This window comes from Novacetimonas maltaceti, assembly GCF_002906255.1.
GTDB lineage: Bacteria > Pseudomonadota > Alphaproteobacteria > Acetobacterales > Acetobacteraceae > Novacetimonas > Novacetimonas maltaceti.
In genome coordinates, this window is sequence record NZ_POTC01000055.1 from 1 (window position 1) to 17,036 (window position 17,036).

Sequence of the window (17,036 nt, forward strand, 5' to 3'; positions counted from 1 at the left end):
CCTCCAGCGCAACCCGTGACTTGAACTCTGCCGCATACCGTTTCCGCGTAACCTTGCCCATAAAACCCGTCCTCGTTCAGGCCAGATGATAGCTTATCGCCCTGTCCGAAAAATGGGGACCACCTCTAACATTTACGAACAGATTCATGGACGCCAGGAAAAGGGCAGCTTGGCTTCGAAATTACCAGACATGTCAGGATTCGTAGATAATTATATGGCCCAGCCTGATCGCCCGGGTTCGCGTAGTCCTGAGTCAGTCATGCATTTCTTCACCCCCGATCAGCTACCTGTATTGACGACGCTGGGTCGGGAATTCGGCATTTCAGACCGTTGGCATGCATCTGCGCCATGTCAGACATGGCCAAACCGTATCTTTGCGCATACGGGCACGTCTGGTGGATGGGTCAATAACTATCCGGACAAGCTCCCGTTTGAAATGCCCACCGTATTCAACAGATTAAGGGAGGTTCATAAGGATTGGAAAATATATTTTCATGACTTTGCGCAATCGACGACTTTGTCCTCTCTTTGGGAATTCTCGCTCTCGAATTTCAAATATTTTGAGGAGTTTGAGAATGATGCGAGAAAAGGGACTTTACCCGCGTATAGTTTCATCGAGCCGCGATATTTTGCTCACCCCATTTTGAGAAAGATGCCCAATGACCAGCATCCGGCGCACGATGTCGTATACGGGGAGGAACTCATTGCATCGGTCTATAATGCGGTTCGCAATGGTCCCTTATGGGATAAGACACTTTTAATCATTACCTACGATGAACACGGAGGATGTTATGATCATGTGACTCCACCAGCAGCAGTATCACCCGACGATAAACATCAAGATGGTTTTAATTTTGATTACTTCGGTGTCCGTGTCCCTGCAATAATCATCTCACCATATGTAAAGCCGGGTCACGTATTCAGGCCACAAGGCAATACCCCTTACGATCATACGACAATAATAGCGACACTTAGAAAACTATTTGGTATTCGTTCTCTAACCAAACGTGACCAGGCAGCGCCGGACTTTCTTGATGAGCTTCTTAAAACACCTGACAATCAAGGTCCAAGCAGCGTTCAGGCTTCAACGTCTTATTCGATGCGTGATTCGATTGATGCCGTCAAAGAGCCTTTAAACAGCCTTCAGATCAGTCTGGCGCAGGCAGCTAGACAATTGCCAACCGCTGGCGCTGATCTCGCGCTTCACAACAAGCGCGTCGCGGCGATGACTACTGCTCAAACGTACCCGTCGACCGTTGGAGAGGCATCTCTCGAAATTCAGGCTCATATGAACGCATTTACAGGACGGAATGCATAATTGCCGCTTGGTTGTTTGTCGCTCCTCAAAAAGAGGGGCGCCCGTTGTTATGGTTGGTGATCGACGTGACGTAATGGTCCCAATGGCTTCCGTTGGGACTTTTAACCGACTAATATCGTCGCAAGTCCTTCATTTATTCTCGGTTTACGACCATGACGTTGCGGTTGCTGGCAAACGCTTTTCATCGTCGATGACGGTTACGCGGGAGGGTAGACTGTCTGACCACTGCCAGAAGACCAGCTTCCTGTCATTTTCCATTGCTCCGGGGGCAAAACTCGGGACGATGATGCCAGCCACACCATTGGCTGTGAGCATTTTTGCGAGTTCCCACGAGGGCGGCATCTTGCCCTGATCGGCAAGATCTTCCCAGGGGCAGGGGAGGAGAAACCGCGATTATCAAGATTGGACGGGTCGGTCAGATCGAGGACGGGTTCGCTATCGACGTCATAGCCACAGATGGTCAAGGGCTGAGGCTTGAACGGGAAGCCTTGCTGGGCCTCGAGCCAGGCAGTCTCCATCCGCAGAGATGTGTAAAGGGCAGGTGTGCCGTCCAGGTTGAACCGGCCTCCATGAAGCGCCGCACCGTCGCCTGACAGTGGGGTGAAAGACCAGCGGGGATTATGAGCCCGGAACACCCGTCCGGTAAACCTCGCGCGTAACCGCCGGTTGCAATCCGATCGAGATAGCGCGCCGGACGGCGTCGGCGTATCTTTCCCGAACGAGCGCCTCGGCAGTCTGATCACCGAAGGAGGGCAGGGGCTGTGACCGATACCATGCGAAAGCCTGTTGGGCTGAGCCCGCCCATGGCCGGACACGATTGAGGATCTCGACCATGTCGCGCAGCCTCGCCTGGGTGGTGGGGCGGCCGAGGCGGGCACTTTTGGAGACGGCGTCGCGGGACAGGCCCAGGGTGGCAGCCAGTTCGCCACGAGTGATATGCAGCATGCTACTCAGCCGTTCGGCCGCGATCAGTCCGGACGGATCGTAGGCGTCAGTAGAGAAACGTGGTCTCGGACATGACAGGTTGCCTCATATATTGACCATAGAATGGGATTATATATGAGGCGGTCTGTCCATGACAAGGATTCCAATTGGATATGCCCATGCGTTTTGGCATGATTACCTTGTCACGCGGCGAGACGGGGTATCTTGCTGTCCGCTAATCGCAAGTATCATTGGTTGCCTTCCCGAACAATCAAACTTGTAAATCCCATAAGTTTTGTTATGCCAACAAACGATCAGGCATATCTGCAACGCTCATGACAAGACGCAGTGGCTGATAACAAGATAGATGGATCTTCACGTTCATAATCCATCTCGTGATCGCAACCCTCAATTCACGATATTTTCCAACGGTCCTCAGTCAAGGATCGATCATATCAGCGTTGTCGCCAGACCGACCTGAGGCCCCGCTTCGGCAAGACGACGATCCAGGGTGCACAGTGTTAAGCCATGATCCGCACAAACCGCCAGATGGAGGGCATCTCCGGCACGAAGACCCAGAGTGTACTGATCCGAGAACCGTGCCGCCGTCCGGAAGTTCTGACTGGTCACTGGCACGACACCAAAACTTTCTGCGCAAAGACGGGTGAACATGGCCAAGCTGTTCGCTCGGTCCGTGACAGTTATCTGTCCTGTGCGCAGCTTGATCGACAGGGCAGAAGACAATTCGGTGACCACCCAATCACTGACAAAAAGATCTTCAGGCGCTTGGGCACCGAGCCAGTCCTGCATTCGGGTCGTTTCTCCTTCATTGGTTAGAGCCGCCACAAGAACCGATGTATCGATATAAAGGCTCAATACCTTGCCTCATCACGCATGGCACGGACAGTTTCTGCAGCAGATTCCTTTTGCGGTGTCATAGCATTGGTCAGCAAGCGAAGAGCACTCGCGGCAATGGGTTTACGTACCGGCTCCGCCTTGACAAGTTGCGCAACAACCTTGCCGCGGCGAAGAATACAGACGGACTCTCCATCCTTCGCCAGATCAACCAGACGACTGAGATGGGCTTTGGCTTCTACCAGATTGACTGTCTGCATCCTTGGCTCCGAACCACTAAACTAGTCACTTTATAGCGGAAAAATGTCGCCTTACCTAACAGAATATGCGTCGGATATCCGATTCTGGCTAGCTGGTGGGAAGACTACAATACGGTGGTGGGTGTGCGCCCACATTCCCAACTGGGTGGCAGAATACCGGATCAGGTCGCCAGACAAGGGTCTCGGGGGCATGCTCCCGAGACCCTTGTCATCCAAACAACTTCAAGCCATAGAAAACGGGAACTCTCATCGGTCATCGTCAGGTCCTTCAGGTTCGTTCTTGCACTCGAACCCTATCAAAGACCGGCGGTGGCCGCCTCAGCAGCCAGCCTCGCTCCTACACCACGCTTCGGGACACGGCCGACTCAATAGCGGGCACGCTGCTCCTTGCGGATGATGAGTTTGCCCGATTGATCATTGCTTGCACGGCCCTCTCTCAAAAAGACTTACATCTTTCTCCTGTCCCGCAGCCTCACGATGACGACACGGAAAAACACGAAAGAACGCTGGACATTCGTCCTGCAACCATGCGGTTGATGATTGTTGCATTGTAGAAATTCTATGTTCCTATCTGACAATGCATACTACCGACAGAATTCTAAAATTCGCAGCCTTTGAGTTTGTGCCGCAGTTCCCGACCGCGTACGGTGAGGCGGGAGCGCTCCATACCCCACCGCGCAGAACATCCACCTGCAATAAAGCCCATTAGTACAAGAGATGACCTGATGCTTCCTCCATCCAGTAAGGTTCCATACCTACCGTCTTCTGGCAGGGAGAGAATGGCCCGCTTCTGCGCGGGAGTCAGGCTTTCCGATCCAAAATAAGATCGACCCGCGCCGGTTCGCTGGTTGCCGCCAAAATATGTACGCATTTCTCATGTTCCCCTTGTAGCGTTTGACGGGATTAGACCCGCGACACGCCATTGGCCAATGGATGTAATTCTTCAGAACTGGTCAGGAAAGAACACGCTGGATGGGGAACGCAGCAGATAAAACAGAAGACATGATTGCCACTCCGTCTGTCGGGCGCCCCGCCCGATAGAACTGGTTACGTCACAAAGGCAGGTCTCCTGGCTTACGGGTCCTTGATATCGGTTCTGTCTTCCCGGCCTGTTGAGCATAGCCAGTGACGGGTCCTGATTAAGAGGACATACGATCCGGTATCTCTCCGCTTACAGTTGCGGGGGCAGCCACCGACTTGTTCCCGGACCCTGATAAGTCCTGCCAGAACGCACGGCGTTCCCTATTAACCCGTTCGCACGGGGCCTTTGATGTAGAGGTAGTGTGACGCACGCCCGCGAGCAGTGCAAGTCTGCCAGCTTCCCGTCTGTGTGAAGGATACCATGCTCTTTCATCGCAGGTTTTTTGGAAAATCCATATTGCGTAGATCACGAAATCTGACGCATATTGCGACCAGCTTTTATGTCGGTGGTGCCGCGCAAGCGGATTAATAGGGAATACCGTAAGCTCTGGCGGGATCTGCGATGATCCGGGAGCCAGTCGGTAGCTGCGCCCGCAACTGTAGGCGGTATGTAGCCGGATCCGATCATCTGATGTCCGATCAGATGGGTCACTGCTTCCGGTAAGGGAGTGGGAAGACAGGACCGAGCTGCCATGATCCGTGAGCCAGGAAACCTGCTACCGTCGCAAACCGTGCTACCGGGCGGGACCGACCGGTGGCAGGAGATCAGCTATGACGCGTTCTTTTGCGTATCGATATATCTATCAAGCCTCCATATGTATGCGGATCGTTAGCCTGTGCTTGAATGAATCCCGGCTTCGTAAGGCAACCTTAGCAACAGACCTCGCGACCTGCGGCTTATAATTCGCATGTACTTTCCTGACCCCAGGACACAGGTACCTACGTTTTATTCTGATAAAAAGAAATATCCATGAACACAGATATGAGCATGGTACCCCCTTCCATTGCGTCGCGCCTAATGGCGACCATTACGGAGCCAGAGCCGGTTGTTGCAATTCGGATGCTTATTGCGGCCTGTCTGGATCAATCCTCGTCCCTTCGCCTGCGTCTGCCAGAGGTAAAGCAGCTTTTCGCCCGCTTTATAGCCGCCATCATGCGTGAAAGGACAGATGCTCTGGAGGCTATTGCCAGCTCGGTGGAAAAACAGATCACCGCGCTGTCTTTTCGTCCGTTTACGCCGCGACAGGTTCGACGGATTCTGGGGATCACCAACCAGGAGCGTCTTTTCTGGACACGAGACGGGCGCCTGCACCAGACAGGAACAATCCTGAACAATCAGCGCGGCCAGAAATTCAGAGTTCCTGTATACTGTGCCGAGAGAATTGGATGGCTCAGTCAGCACCCAGACATGATCGCGGCATGGCGTGACGAGGATGCTCGCATCATGACTCAAGAAGGCCTGTCCGATGCAGATCTTTCCAGTTAATCCGCTCCGATTCCCGGTGAAACGAAAAATGGCCTCTCCCGTCCATTCGCCTGATTTTATTCTCATACAACAGCGGCGACGTCAGCGTTCTGTCTCGGTATCCCGCCTTATGGAATCCGCACCTCTGCGGGAAGATGTAATTCAGGCAATAGCCAAGACTGAACTCCCTGCCCCCAATCCGGAAGACCGCATTCGTGCGGATGGATTTGAAACATTCCTACGTCTGGTACCTTCCGCTGGCCGATTACCCGCTGCGCCGAAGGCGCGGGGCGACTATCTTGAGGAACTGTTTTCGCCCCTGCTATTAGAAGCTCTCGCCTATGTGGATACAGCCCGCGATTTATCGGACACGCACGGGGTCGAGGCGCTCATGGCCTTGCTTCAGGCCTATATTTCCGCGCAATGGACAATTGGCGCGCGTGACGCCGCCATGCACTTGTATAGCGCATCAAGCCCGAACGCGTGATTGACAACATAGTGGCTAACGCGCGGGCGTGTATCCCCGCCCGTGTGTTTCGAAGATGAAGACACTGAGTGACCTACACTTATTGGATCGGAGCGACAAGTTTGATTGGCATCAACAAGCTCTTCGTTCCATGCAGGCCGGCATCGCGTTTCGAGGAATTGGGCGTTCCTCTCACTTCGCGCATAATGGAATGAGACCCTTGATTGATGATGGCCCCGCGCGAGCGGGTTAAAAGGGAACGCTGTAACGCTCTGGCTGGACAATTCTGTTCCGGGAGCCAGTCAGCGGCTGCTCCCGCAACTGTATGCGGTATGCCACCAGTTCGTTCACCTGCGGGTGAGCCACTGTTTCCCTTGGGGAATGGGAAGGCATGAACTGGCTGGCCATGATCCGTGAGCCAGGAGACCTGCCATCGTCTGCAAACCACGTCGTCGGGCGGGATGCACCGAAGGCAGGAGATTTCCCATGCGTCATGGGAAGACCAATGCGGCCGATCAATGCCCCCCATGTTTCCTGTTTCTGGCGGAAACATCGTGATGCAGCATCGCGGGACCGGCGCGTTTCTGACAACCGGCACGGGACGCCCGCATGTTGCTGAAGACCCTTACTGGGCCCCTCAGGCCGGGGCGGCAGTGGGAAGCGGGCGCGACAAGAACTTCATGGAAAACGTCCATGGCGTAGATAGCACCCTCGCCGCTCATTCCCATGGCGCGCATCTCGGGGCATCAATCATGCGCTTTTCGATCCGAATTCTCCGATAGATCCGCCGATGTTCCATAATTTTAGTCACGTACGAAGCGACGAAAGACACATCATGAATATTGCGCAAAAAGCAACCTGTGTCTCGCTAATACTCAGTGTCATGATTGGAGGGGCTGCTGTTCACGCACAAGTTCCTCCAGCGACAACAGTTCCGCCCGCCGTTCTGGGGCAATGGGTCACCAGAAATCACAAGGGTGTTTTCGAGATCACACGGTGTGGCGACCATTTGTGTGGAAAGCTGGTTGGCCTGAACTATAGTGATGACATCCCACGCGACCAGACGGGCCGTTCGGAATGTGGGTTGCCCATGCTGCGGGACTTTGTGCCGGATCCGGATCAACCAGATCGGTGGAACGGGTCCATTCTCGACCCCAATACCAATCATGTCTATCAAGCGCGCATGTGGGTTAACCAGTCCGGACAACTCAAGCTACGGGGCTATCTTGGGATTCCGATGTTCGGACAGACACAGACATGGCTTCCTTATCGCGGTCATATCGGCCCGAACTGCAAAATGAGCACCTGATCTGCGTGGTGCCTGGTCAGGAGAAGATGCCCATGCGCCTTGAGACGGGGCATGAGCATCTATCAGTTTATTATCCGATATCTTTCTGGGACGGCATACCATTCTGGATAAGCAGTTGGCGCAGCGCCATGATAACTGGAAAGACCTCCTGATTCCGGTCGCCGTCCTGCTCCCGCCAGGCCTGCTGCTCCAGTTCAACAATTTCGCGATCTTCTGTGAAAACACGCTCCGTAAAGGCGATCAGCAGCGGCCACGCCAGATCCAGTAAAAATGGTATTTTCAACCTGCGTATGGAGAGCAGGCCAAATACCCGGTTGATCAATTCTTCCCGGTCCTGTGGCACATATGCAATCCACAGTTCCATGACCGGTTCATCAATCCCCTCCGTCTCGATCCGCAATGTCTGATAGGGATACTGCGTGCGGATGGTCATGACATCCCGATAGGCAAAATCCCGGCCATCCTTGCGACGCTGCCCGTAAATCAGGGCCTCGCTCAGCGGCTGCCTGCCAGACGTGCGGGCAAAGGTATAGCGGGCCTCCACAAAATCCTCTCCCCGATCCAGGCCTAGAAACCGTGGTTTCATGCTTCCGACCAGTCGGCTGTGCAAGATTTGGTGGTTCATGTCCATCAGGTTTTCATGCATGAAGCTGTAGTGACATTGCACGACTTTTCCAAACCGGCGGGTGCGGTAATGGGGGTCACGGACACGCGGAATGTCCGGCAGCGCAATGCTATCGGATTTTTCCAGATCCCCCATGAACACAAAGATGAGGCCGTCCTTCTCCCGGCATGCCCATGTCCGCAGTCGTGGCGGTTCGTTTTCCAGCTTCATGCCGGGGGAAAAACACTGGCCACGCCGACTGTATTTCAGTCCATGGTATGCACAGCGAATGAAATCTCCACACACTTCTCCCTTGCTGAGTGGTAACTGCCGGTGGGGGCAAACATCATCCAGCGCAAAGATGGCCCCGGCCTCGGGCCTGACCACCACGATGGGTTGCCCCGCGTACCGTACGCCAATCGCCCTGCCCCGACGAAGCTCGCGAGACCATGCAACCGGATACCAGAAATCCGGATTGCTGCGGACACGACGGATGTCCTGTTGTGGCAAAGCAGCCCCATCCAGGGCGGCTGTTTCCGATGTATTTCCTGTCATGATATTTTAATGTCTCACGCTGTTATCAGCGCATGGGACAAAACGGATATCATCTTCGCAAAAGTCGCGGATGGATGCGCTGCGACGTGCTATCGTGCGTCGGCTGGCTACGGCCACGATTTCGGACATTTTCTGCGGCAGGACGTTCGTAATGTCCGGATCGGTCAGGGCATTGCTGTCACTTAGCGCACCCGATGGCGCGATCATGAGACGATCCGGCCGATGCGAACGCAGCGTCTGTTCCACGATGCCGTGCGCCATGCCGATGTGGGTAGGCGCCGCGCTGCAGCTATCGACCAGCCCCAGCGAGAGCCAGTGATGCGCCGGGAAATGCTGCAGGACATACGGGAAATCGCGATAGCCATGCACAACGTCCACATGCAGGCCGCCAAAAGGTAGCTGCAGCACGAAAGGAAGATGTCGCCCGAAGCCCCCGCTCCCTCCGACCAGAACAAGTGAAGTGCCCCTTGATGCTTCACTGAGGACATGCCAGGCAACATCCATATGGGTCAGCATGGCTGCGGGCAGGCCAGGATGGGCAAGGATTGGCTCATCAATCTGGATCCAGCAGCATCCCGCGTTGTTCAGTTGTTCGAAGCATTCAATATAGGCGGGTAGCAGGCGCATCAGTCCCTGGCCGACACTGTCTCCCTTTGTCATGCCGCATAACGCAAGGAAACTGACCGGCCCCAGCAGAACAGGCCGGGTGCTGATACCCAGTTGTTCCGCTGCAAGAAATGCGTCGCGGGGCCAGTTGCGCGCAAGATGGAACGCCTGCCCCGGTCTGAGGATGGGCTTTCTGTAATTGCCGTGCATCGGATCACAGGCTGTGACTGTATTGTCGGTGCCCACGCCAAACATGCGGGCAGTCTGCACGACTCTGTCCCGCCATGGGCTATTGGCCGTAGCGATATGGGAAATGCCTGCCGCGTGCTGGCATCGCACCCCACGCATCTCATCAGCATCGGGAAAACCAAGTGTCGCCGTAAGCAGTCTGGCGATATTCGGGAAGTGATCTATGGAATACTGGCGCGCAGGCACGCCTTCGGCCGTGCCATCATGGCACGCGGCTTTCTGCCATACCGGCATTAAGCTTCTCCCGCCTTCGGCACATCCCGTCCGACGGCTTGATATATGACGATGGCAGGTCTCCTGGCTTACGGATCATGGCCAGCCGGTTCTGCCTTCCCATTTCCTTTTCGGAAACAGTGACTCACCCCGTCCGGGTGAAATGAACCGGCGGCATACCGCCTACAGTTGCGGGAGCAGCCTCCGACTTGGCTCCCGGGTTCATGACCCGGCCGGAGCGTGACGGCGTTCCCTATTAACCCACTCGCGTGGGACCATCGACTTGATAAGACAACATTGTGCCCGAACCGGGCGGCCGGACGCAAGGTGTCATGGGCAGGATGTCCCAGCGGGCCGCACACGTTAGCGGCACAGGGACCACGGAAGGACCGCGTCCTCGACCCGCCGGACCGTTACGCCGTACACGACGCGCATGATGTCATCATCCAGCACCTGCAGGGCCGGGCCATGGCGGATGACGGCGCCATCATCCATCAGCACCAGTTCATCGCAGAAACGGGTCGCCAGAACCAGATCATGCAGCACGACGACGATCCCCTTTCCCTGCCCTGCCTGCTGGCGGAACAGATGCATCATGGACAGGGCATGAGCGGGATCGAGCGCCGCAATCGGCTCGTCCGCCAGTATGACCGGCGTATCGGTCGCCAGCGCACGCGCCAGATTCATGCGCGCCCGCTCCCCGCCTGACAGGTGGCTGGCCGGACGGGCGCACAGGTCCTGCAAGCCGGTGACATCAAGGGCGTGGCCCACCGCCGGGTGACGGACGGCATGGTCGCCCGCCTGCCCATGCGGCAGGCGTCCGAGTGCGACCAGCGCACGCACCGGCATGGGTGGCGGCGTCCCCCCGTCCTGGGGGATGAAGGCAAGTTGCCGGGCGCGCAGCGCGGAAGAGATCTGGCCCATGCTGCGATCAAGAATCCGGACATCCCCATGATCGGGTGCCTCCAGCCCCGCCAGCAGGCGCATGAAGGTACTTTTCCCCGCGCCATTCGGCCCGATCAGGCCAATGACCCGTCCCTGCGCAAGGGTCAGGGACGCGGCCGAGACGACAGCCCGATCCCCGCGCCGGAGCGACACGTCGCGTGCCTGCAGCAGGATCATGACACGGTTCTTTTCAGCATGATGACGCGGGCGAAGAAAACCGGTGCGCCCACCAGTGCCGTTAGCACACCCAGTTGCAGTTCAGGCCCGACCGCCACCACACGCACCACCATATCCGCCAGCAGCAGCAGCAGGCCTCCCCCCAGAAATGACGGCAGGAGCAGACGCGATGGCTGATATCCCACAAGCGGCCGCAACAGATGCGGCACCACCAGCCCCACAAAGCCGATCGCTCCTGAAACCGCCACGCATGAGCCGACGGCTAGCGCCGCGCCCAGCACGATACGCGTCTGGACGCCGCGCGGGCCATGCAGCTGGAAGCCAAGGCTTGCGGCCACATCCTCCCCCAATGTCAGCGCATCCAGCGCACGCCCCGCGGACAGCATGAGCAGCGTGCCACACACCACACCCGGCAGGCAGATCCAGACATGGGTAAAGGTCCGGTCCGTCAATGACCCCATGAGCCAGTGCATGATCTCGAATGACGCATAGGGGCTGGGCACAAGGTTCAGCACCAGTGCTGTCAGGGCTGCGGCAAAACTGCTGAGTGCAGCCCCCGCCAGCAGCAGCACCAGCGTGCCACCACGTCCCACCAGTCCCATCAGCACGGCCGCCGCACACAGCGCCCCCGTCAGCCCACCCAGCGGCAGGGCCGCGATGGACACCTGCATGAGGCCGGTATAGAACACGCTGACCGCCCCAAGTGCCGCCCCACCCGACACGCCAAGAATACCGGGATCGGCCAGCGGATTGCGCAGATAGCCCTGCAGAACCGCCCCCGACAGGCCCAGCGCCCCGCCCACCATGATGGCCAGCAGGGTACGCGGCAGGCGCAGGCGCTCCACAATGATCGCGCCTGCGGTATGCCGCCCGGCCAGCAGGTCCGCCAGTGCATGTGAAAACATGATGCGGGTTTCTCCCCACATGAGCGAAGTAACAAACAGCCCCATGACACCAGCCAGAAGCATGACGTTCAGCAGCATGGTTTGATGGGCAGGTTTCATGGGGCGGACATTTCAAGGTTGTGCCGTGCGTTACGCAGCATGACGACACTATCCAGTGTCTGTGGCAGGCCACACAACCAAAGCCGTGCGGGCAGATCCAGATGATGCGGCCCGGCAAAGGCCTGCTTCAACGCCGGGTGATCCAGCATGGACTGTGCAAGGGACGTTCCCTTCCCCGAACGGTCAAGGATCAGGAGATCGGGTGGCCGTGCAATCAGCAGTTCCATGGAAAAACGGGAAGATGACTGGTGCCCCATGATCGTTGCGTAATTACGAAAGCCGGCATGGGCAAGGACATCATCCGGAAGCGAGCCCTTATGGGTGACAAAGCCGTTGGCAGCATAGACGGCCGCCGTAGGATCGGTGGCACTGCGCTCGACTGAAAGGGAGGCTAGGCGCGTGGCAAAGGCCATAGCCAGTTGCTGCCCACGCTCAGGAACGCCGATGGCGTTGGCGACCGTCATGATCTGGACCGGAATATCCGTCAGGGATTTGGCGGGTGGCAGGGCTACAACCTGTGCGCCCCCTTCCCGCCCCGCCTGCATCGCGACGGCCGCGGTATAGATGCCACCCAGCACGACATCGGGATGAGATGCCACGATGCTTTCCGCCGTGGGTCGCAATACGGGAGCCTGTCGTGCCTGTTCGCACAGCACCGCGCTCCAGCAATCCCGGGCGAGCGGCGTAATACCGACGATCTGGCCCGGTTCGGCCAGCAGCAGCAACAACTGGTCGGTGCAGAGATTAAGCGAAGCCACGCGCGGGAGAGCCCATGCCGGTGCCAACGGGACACAGGCAAGGAAACCCGCCATCATCCCTGCGACCACGCTTTTCATGTCAGTAATTCAGCATGAAGCCGCCATAACCGGCGCGACCAGGCTGCAGATAGCCGATGGGGTCCTCGAACTGGCGGTTCAGCAGGTTGTCGGCGCGGGCATAGACGGAAACGTAGCGGTTGATTTTGTAATTGGCAGCCACGTCGATGGTGAAATAACCATGCCTCTTGGCGCATGTGCTGCAGGACTCGCTGCCAATAACCGGCAGATCGCGCCAGCCACTGGTATACAGGATATTGCCCGAAAAGGTCAGGTCGCGAATGGGGGTCCATGTCGTATTGAAATTGAACTTGTGCTGCGGACGGCGTTGCAACTGGACGTCGTTCGTCTCATCCCGGGCATGGGTCCAGGTGTAGCTGAGATTGAATTCCAGATTGCTCAGCGCCTTCCAGTTCAGGAAGGCTTCCACACCATACATCCGCGCCTTCGCCACATTGGCGTAGGAGTAGTTGTAGTCATATGATGAATCAATCGAAAGCGAGGACTGGATCAGGTTCCTGACCCGGTTGTCATACCAGGTTGCGCCGAAATTCAGACGGTCATGCAGCAGTTTCTGCTCAACACCCGCGTCATAGCCGATCAACTGTTCCGCCTTCAGGTTAGGATTGCCCTTTTCCGAATAACCCACACCCACCTGATTTGCGAATAACTGATACAGCGAAGGACCATGAAAACCGGAACCGGCGCTGGCCTTGATGATGGTTCCGGTGCCCGGCACATGGATTGCCGGGGCCACGCGCCATGTCACGTGGTTGCCGTAGCGCGAATTGGCATCATAGCGAATATTGGCCGCGCCATACAGAATATGGTTCCAGTTCCCCTGATACTGCCCGTAGCCTGCGGTCGTATCCATGCTGGCGGATGTATCGTATCCGCTGTCCCACATGCTTGAGGCCGTATGGCTGGTATTGAACGTATCATGGAAATGTTCGGCACCGATCAGAAGCTGGCCATACTGCTTGAAATTGAACGTGCCGTGCCAGTCCACCTTCAGTCGGCTGGAACGGTAATAATCCGGGTCTGGATTGACCGGGCTGCCGTAACTCGTGCCCGTCTCCGTCCAGCGGTTGCGGTTGGTCATGTATCCAAGGCCAAGCACCTGATCAAAAAGCCCGTGAAAGGAAACCAGATGGGCCGTCCCGCGCACGATGGCCTCGTTCTGGTTGTTCTGTTCCCGCACACCCTTATCACCATACAGATTTTCACTTTGCAGGTCATACAGCGAATAGGAATGATTGTTGCTCTGTATCAACCGTGCGGTCAGACCGAGATCGAAATTATGGGTTACGTCATAACCCAGCCTGATATTAACGCCACGGTTGTCATTGCGGTTGCCTTCATGGCGCTGCTGCCGGTTGGCCCCATAATAACGCTCGATATAGGAAGGGATATTGTTGAACCCATCCATCCGGTAATGGGAGAATTCTACATTATAATGAAAACGTCCCTTGCTGCCACGTGCGCCAAAGGTCTGATTGAAGGTACCATACCCACCGCCTTCGATACGGACAAACGGCTTGAAACGGCCCTGCCCCTGTGCCGTGGTAATGTCGATAACCCCCGCCATGGCGTCGGCGCCGTACAGGCCGCTCTGAGGCCCACGCAGTATCTCGATCCGGCCCATGCCGTCGGTTACAAACTGACCGGCATCGAACATGCCATTGGTGGAACTTCCGTCATTGATGTCCATGCCATCCAGGCGGACCTTGACCTCGTTGGAATTATTACCACGCATGAAAATGGATGACGTGCCCCCTGGGCCGCCTGTCTGGACCACGTTCAGGCCCGGCTGGCGTGCCAGAATATCCGTCAGGCTGCGCCGCTGCTGGATCTGGATCTGCTTTTCGGTGATGATAGTCATGCTGGTGCCGATATCATCAGTGGAGGTCGGCCGACGGGCTGCACTGACGCTGATCAGTTCGGGAAGACCCGTATCCCCCAACGAAACAACGGCTTTCGATTTTTTATTCTCGATGACGTACTGGTTGGCGGACTGTTTTTGCGGCGCGTGCTGTTTGACTGAATCATCGGCGCGCGCCACTACAGCCCCCATGGTCATCAACGTGGTGGAAGCAATCAGCAGATTACGGAATAGCATCATCTGGTTCAGGTCTCGCGGTCACATCATCGTTGCCACGAGAGCGCGCTGCCACAGGATTTCCGATCTGCACGGAATCCTGTAACACCACACCGTCAGGACACCCCGCCCGACAGTTCCCGGTCGCAACCATCATGACGGCAGGTCTCCTGGCTCACGGCGTAGCGTCCTGCACAACCTTCCCGGAAAACCGCGGTTTCCAGTGGCCCGGATCATGACATCCGGTAATGCAAGGACAGACCGTTTACAGTTGCGGGGGCAGCCGGAGCATTGGATCGCAATCCGCACTCTGTTCCCTTTTCATCCCCCCGAAAGGGGACACCGTCGGAACGGTTCTGATCGGATGGGGTGTTCTTGTCAACCCGCATTCAATCTTTCAGTATCCTGTCAGGATTGCTGTTATTTTCAGCCTGATTGATGAATCACAGGATATTTCCGATGAAACGTATCACGCCTTCCATGCTGACTTCACTGGCGCTGGATCTCCGCAACGGCTGGAGCATTGGAACATTTGGTGCGATCGGCGAATTCCATCATGTTCCGGATGATAAGGTCTGCCTCACCCCATGTCCTGACGGATTGGAGATCGTCACCCAACGCGGTGCCATACGCATTAGTCCCAGCGAACCCTTGCATGCCCTTGCGTGGGACTCTCTCGTCGGAAAAGGCAGACGCTGGCGGCATAGCATGGCGTTATGCGGCCCGTTACAACTGACTGCGAAGCATACCCTGAAGGTTCTGGGAAAGGATGCGGACGCTGTCCGACCAGAGGATCGTGATGCGTGGCTGATTGATCTTGGAATTGGCGTGGGCCGGGTCCGGATGTGCGTAAGGACAGAAAATGCCCGCCTGGTCGAAGCCCTTGCTGTTGACACGGATGACCCATTGGCCGTCGTCACAGCAGCATTTGCGCTTCTGATGGAAGTCCAGCCCCACAGGGTTATGCTTTCACCTGCTGGCAGACTGGAGGTCTACCAACCCATTCCCGCACCTGATGGAGACTCTCCGCTCGGCGCCCATACCCACCTGCTTCCAAAACTGGTGAGGTTGAAACGACCCTGCTCCGCCCTCGATCCCATTCCGGAAGGCTGGCAGCCTTTCCTGACACTTCATCCGGCGGCACCGTTCCGACCGTCCGATGATGATTCCCATGATTATGACCGGCTTGCCGATCTATCCTTCCTGCCGTTGCTTGAGGAATTCGGCATGGAGGAAGCCCTGCAGGTTTCAGGCACATTCCAGGCCCATGTCCGTCAACATGGAACACCGGAAAATCTGAAAATACCAGCTACAAGACGTAGTCGCGCGCGCATGCATATCGAACTGCTTCGCATGGCAGCCCGGGGTCACGAGGACATGGAGCGATTTGTGCCTGCCGACACGATCAAGAGCGCTACGGACTGCGGCTGATTCCATGACAGCGATCATGTTGCAGGGCACGGGATCCGATGTCGGAAAGTCCGTTTTGACGGCAGGCTTATGCCGGGTTTTCGCTAACCGTGGCCTGAAGGTCCGGCCTTTCAAGCCCCAGAACATGTCGAACAATGCCGCCGTGACGGTAGATGGAGGTGAAATCGGTCGGGCGCAGGCACTTCAGGCGCAGGCCTGCCGTGTTGCCCCTTCCACCCTTATGAATCCGGTCCTTCTGAAACCGGAAAGTGATCATACAGCGCAGGTTATCGTCCGTGGACGCGCAAAAGGACACCTGCACGCTTCGAATTTTATCGGTGGCCGGGCCGCATTCCTGCCCGAGGTTCTGACCGCCTTCAGGACATTATGTAGCCAATCCGATCTCGTGATTGTCGAGGGCGCGGGCAGCCCGGCGGAAATCAATCTACGTCAGGGCGACATCGCCAATATGGGCTTTGCCAGAGCCGCGAATGTTCCGGTCGTCATGATCGGCGATATAGACCGGGGCGGCGTTATCGCGTCACTCGCCGGTACCCATGCTGTTCTTGATCCAGATGACCGTGAGTTGATCAAGGGATTCATCGTTAATCGCCTCCGGGGAGACGCCAGCATTTTCCAATCTGGGTATGACTTCATAGAAAAGTTTACCGGCTGGAAGGGGCTTGGCGTTCTTCCTTGGATAGACAGTATACGTGAACAGAGGTGGTCCCCATTTTTCGGACAGGGCGATAAGCTATCATCTGGCCTGAACGAGGACGGGTTTTATGGGCAAGGTTACGCGGAAGAGGTATGCGGCAGAGTTCAAGTCACGGGTTGCGCTG

16 protein-coding genes and 5 riboswitches are annotated in these 17,036 nt (G+C 56.7%); of the genes, 6 read left to right on the top strand and 10 right to left on the bottom strand.

All coding sequences use genetic code 11. The features are described 5' to 3' along the window. The first annotated feature begins 112 nt into the window (after window positions 1-112). Window positions 113-1,318, top strand: coding sequence for an alkaline phosphatase family protein (locus tag KMAL_RS13905; RefSeq protein WP_275399321.1), 1,206 nt, complete (start codon window positions 113-115; stop codon window positions 1,316-1,318). Window positions 1,319-1,515: 197 nt separating this feature from the next. Here KMAL_RS13905 and KMAL_RS13910 read toward each other — a convergent pair whose 3' ends face one another. The 4 genes from KMAL_RS13910 to KMAL_RS13925 form a co-directional block, all read right to left on the bottom strand. Further along, window positions 1,516-1,953 (bottom strand): RES family NAD+ phosphorylase, encoded by a 438-nt coding sequence (locus tag KMAL_RS13910; protein WP_231289966.1) that lies wholly within the window; start codon window positions 1,951-1,953, stop codon window positions 1,516-1,518. Then, window positions 1,937-2,263, bottom strand: a complete 327-nt coding sequence (locus KMAL_RS13915; protein WP_007396764.1) for a hypothetical protein — start codon at window positions 2,261-2,263, stop codon at window positions 1,937-1,939. Before KMAL_RS13915 ends, KMAL_RS13910 begins: the two co-directional genes overlap by 17 nt. Window positions 2,264-2,692: 429 nt before the next feature. After that, on the bottom strand, window positions 2,693-3,118 hold the full coding sequence (locus tag KMAL_RS13920; RefSeq protein WP_102325952.1) for a type II toxin-antitoxin system VapC family toxin: 426 nt from the start codon (window positions 3,116-3,118) through the stop codon (window positions 2,693-2,695). Then, window positions 3,115-3,357, bottom strand: coding sequence for a type II toxin-antitoxin system Phd/YefM family antitoxin (locus KMAL_RS13925; RefSeq protein ID WP_102325950.1), 243 nt, complete (start codon window positions 3,355-3,357; stop codon window positions 3,115-3,117). Before KMAL_RS13925 ends, KMAL_RS13920 begins: the two co-directional genes overlap by 4 nt. A 1,042-nt stretch (window positions 3,358-4,399) precedes the next feature. Further along, window positions 4,400-4,641, bottom strand: a riboswitch (cobalamin riboswitch). Window positions 4,642-4,768: 127 nt separating this feature from the next. Next, a riboswitch (cobalamin riboswitch) is annotated at window positions 4,769-5,013 on the top strand. A gap of 247 nt (window positions 5,014-5,260) precedes the next feature. Between KMAL_RS13925 and KMAL_RS13935 the strand changes: the two genes are divergently transcribed. The 3 genes from KMAL_RS13935 (at window position 5,261) to KMAL_RS13950 (ending at window position 7,518) form a co-directional block, all read left to right on the top strand. After that, window positions 5,261-5,764: a hypothetical protein gene (locus KMAL_RS13935; protein WP_110096226.1), complete on the top strand. Its 504-nt coding sequence runs from the start codon at window positions 5,261-5,263 to the stop codon at window positions 5,762-5,764. Beyond that, window positions 5,745-6,230, top strand: a complete 486-nt coding sequence (locus KMAL_RS13940; protein ID WP_083824368.1) for a hypothetical protein — start codon at window positions 5,745-5,747, stop codon at window positions 6,228-6,230. Before KMAL_RS13935 ends, KMAL_RS13940 begins: the two co-directional genes overlap by 20 nt. 193 nt (window positions 6,231-6,423) lie before the next feature. Continuing rightward, window positions 6,424-6,658, top strand: a riboswitch (cobalamin riboswitch). 386 nt (window positions 6,659-7,044) lie between these two features. Beyond that, window positions 7,045-7,518, top strand: coding sequence for a DUF2147 domain-containing protein (locus KMAL_RS13950; RefSeq protein WP_232275976.1), 474 nt, complete (start codon window positions 7,045-7,047; stop codon window positions 7,516-7,518). A gap of 70 nt (window positions 7,519-7,588) precedes the next feature. Here the strand turns inward: KMAL_RS13950 and KMAL_RS13955 are convergent, their stop codons facing one another. The 6 genes from KMAL_RS13955 to KMAL_RS13980 all read right to left on the bottom strand — a co-directional run bounded on the left by KMAL_RS13955 (window position 7,589) and on the right by KMAL_RS13980 (window position 14,808). Further along, window positions 7,589-8,677, bottom strand: a complete 1,089-nt coding sequence (locus tag KMAL_RS13955) for an aromatic ring-hydroxylating oxygenase subunit alpha (RefSeq protein WP_110096228.1) — start codon at window positions 8,675-8,677, stop codon at window positions 7,589-7,591. A gap of 6 nt (window positions 8,678-8,683) precedes the next feature. Further along, complete coding sequence (locus KMAL_RS13960; protein ID WP_110096229.1) at window positions 8,684-9,766, bottom strand: uroporphyrinogen decarboxylase/cobalamine-independent methonine synthase family protein; 1,083 nt, start codon at window positions 9,764-9,766, stop codon at window positions 8,684-8,686. A 36-nt stretch (window positions 9,767-9,802) separates the two neighbouring features. Next, window positions 9,803-10,040: riboswitch (cobalamin riboswitch) on the bottom strand. 68 nt (window positions 10,041-10,108) lie between these two features. Then, window positions 10,109-10,867: an ABC transporter ATP-binding protein gene (locus KMAL_RS13965; protein ID WP_007396782.1), complete on the bottom strand. Its 759-nt coding sequence runs from the start codon at window positions 10,865-10,867 to the stop codon at window positions 10,109-10,111. Continuing rightward, window positions 10,864-11,850: a FecCD family ABC transporter permease gene (locus tag KMAL_RS13970; protein WP_408887930.1), complete on the bottom strand. Its 987-nt coding sequence runs from the start codon at window positions 11,848-11,850 to the stop codon at window positions 10,864-10,866. Before KMAL_RS13970 ends, KMAL_RS13965 begins: the two co-directional genes overlap by 4 nt. Window positions 11,851-11,867: 17 nt before the next feature. Then, window positions 11,868-12,707 carry an ABC transporter substrate-binding protein gene (locus KMAL_RS13975; RefSeq protein ID WP_014106885.1) on the bottom strand — a complete coding sequence of 280 codons (840 nt, stop codon included), beginning with the start codon at window positions 12,705-12,707 and terminating at the stop codon, window positions 11,868-11,870. Window position 12,708: 1 nt separating this feature from the next. Further along, a complete protein-coding gene (locus KMAL_RS13980; protein WP_110096231.1) occupies window positions 12,709-14,808 on the bottom strand; it encodes a TonB-dependent receptor plug domain-containing protein in 2,100 nt (699 codons plus the stop codon). Between the two features lie 119 nt (window positions 14,809-14,927). After that, window positions 14,928-15,146: riboswitch (cobalamin riboswitch) on the bottom strand. A gap of 97 nt (window positions 15,147-15,243) precedes the next feature. Between KMAL_RS13980 and KMAL_RS17680 the strand changes: the two genes are divergently transcribed. Beyond that, window positions 15,244-16,215 carry a DUF6925 family protein gene (locus KMAL_RS17680; protein ID WP_239020153.1) on the top strand — a complete coding sequence of 324 codons (972 nt, stop codon included), beginning with the start codon at window positions 15,244-15,246 and terminating at the stop codon, window positions 16,213-16,215. A 4-nt stretch (window positions 16,216-16,219) separates the two neighbouring features. Further along, the coding region (locus tag KMAL_RS14000) for a cobyric acid synthase (protein ID WP_239020154.1) at window positions 16,220-17,036 on the top strand (817 nt) is incomplete at its 3' end.

Coding starts and splice junctions, on each gene's coding strand:
- KMAL_RS13905 (WP_275399321.1), top strand. CDS start 113: ATGGGGACCACCTCTAACATTTACGAACAGATTCATGGACGCCAGGAA.
- KMAL_RS13915 (WP_007396764.1), bottom strand. CDS start 2,263: ATGCTGCATATCACTCGTGGCGAACTGGCTGCCACCCTGGGCCTGTCC.
- KMAL_RS13925 (WP_102325950.1), bottom strand. CDS start 3,357: ATGCAGACAGTCAATCTGGTAGAAGCCAAAGCCCATCTCAGTCGTCTG.
- KMAL_RS13935 (WP_110096226.1), top strand. CDS start 5,261: ATGAGCATGGTACCCCCTTCCATTGCGTCGCGCCTAATGGCGACCATT.
- KMAL_RS13940 (WP_083824368.1), top strand. CDS start 5,745: ATGCAGATCTTTCCAGTTAATCCGCTCCGATTCCCGGTGAAACGAAAA.
- KMAL_RS13950 (WP_232275976.1), top strand. CDS start 7,045: ATGAATATTGCGCAAAAAGCAACCTGTGTCTCGCTAATACTCAGTGTC.
- KMAL_RS13955 (WP_110096228.1), bottom strand. CDS start 8,677: ATGACAGGAAATACATCGGAAACAGCCGCCCTGGATGGGGCTGCTTTG.
- KMAL_RS13960 (WP_110096229.1), bottom strand. CDS start 9,766: ATGCCGGTATGGCAGAAAGCCGCGTGCCATGATGGCACGGCCGAAGGC.
- KMAL_RS13965 (WP_007396782.1), bottom strand. CDS start 10,867: ATGATCCTGCTGCAGGCACGCGACGTGTCGCTCCGGCGCGGGGATCGG.
- KMAL_RS13970 (WP_408887930.1), bottom strand. CDS start 11,850: ATGCTGCTGAACGTCATGCTTCTGGCTGGTGTCATGGGGCTGTTTGTT.
- KMAL_RS13975 (WP_014106885.1), bottom strand. CDS start 12,707: ATGAAAAGCGTGGTCGCAGGGATGATGGCGGGTTTCCTTGCCTGTGTC.
- KMAL_RS13980 (WP_110096231.1), bottom strand. CDS start 14,808: ATGATGCTATTCCGTAATCTGCTGATTGCTTCCACCACGTTGATGACC.
- KMAL_RS17680 (WP_239020153.1), top strand. CDS start 15,244: ATGAAACGTATCACGCCTTCCATGCTGACTTCACTGGCGCTGGATCTC.